1 protein-coding gene is annotated in these 767 nt (G+C 22.6%); it reads left to right on the top strand.

Going from position 1 to position 767, the window contains the following annotated elements:
* Positions 1-285: 285 nt before the first annotated feature.
* Positions 286-699 (top strand): DUF371 domain-containing protein, encoded by a 414-nt coding sequence (locus MBCUR_RS03150; RefSeq protein WP_067090101.1) that lies wholly within the window; start codon positions 286-288, stop codon positions 697-699.
* The last annotated feature ends 68 nt before the right edge of the window (positions 700-767 follow it).

Genomic DNA, 767 nt, shown 5'->3' with positions numbered 1-767 from the left:
GAATAAAGTAGTATTATTAAATAAAAATATTATTATTTAAAAATACATTTAAAATAAAATATTATAGTCCAGAAAATAAAATTTAGAAGTAATAATTTTTTTTAAAAATTCCTATATTAATTAAGGAAGCAGAAAATATTGAATCAAGACTTAAAAAATTATCTGAAAATGTTAAAAATAATCCTCAACCTCTAATTTATATGTAGATAATAATTATGACATGAAATATGATAATTATAACATGATAATTATAACATGATAATTATAATTTGATGGACTAAGTATATGAAAATAAAGTTTAAAGCAAAGGGACATAAAAATATAAGTTCTCTTCATAAATCAACCTTTGAAATTACTCAAGATACGAGCTTAACTCCATCTGGAGATTGTATAGTTGGTGTTGCATCTGAATTGAATTTAAATAGCTTTTCTAAAGAGTTTAAGGATAAAATAGCCAATGATAAAACAAAAATAGTGGTTAAACTTAAAACTGAAAATGGACATGATGAAATAAGTGGTTTTGGTCATCCTAAGCTTACTTTAACTCATCCAACAGATATTGTGGCACGTAAAAGTTCTTTTATTTGTTCAAGGACTTTGATGGTGAAAGCAGATAAGGTAGCCACTGATTTAGATAGGAATTTAATAAATGACTTGAAGCAAGGTAATATTTTGTCTGTTGAAATTATTTTGAAATAAATTAAGAATCTTTTTACTTTTTTCTAAGATTTTAATTTTTTTAAATATTTTTTAAATCATTTTTTAAA

The organism is Methanobrevibacter curvatus, assembly GCF_001639295.1.
In the GTDB taxonomy this organism is placed as follows: Archaea; Methanobacteriota; Methanobacteria; order Methanobacteriales; family Methanobacteriaceae; genus Methanoflexus; species Methanoflexus curvatus.
The sequence above is the reverse complement of the archived record's forward strand: the minus strand, read 5'-3'. Positions and strand labels throughout refer to the sequence as shown.

Bases quoted from the DNA above. Each gene is read 5' to 3' on its own strand.
- MBCUR_RS03150 (WP_067090101.1), top strand. From the start codon at position 286: ATGAAAATAAAGTTTAAAGCAAAGGGACATAAAAATATAAGTTCTCTT.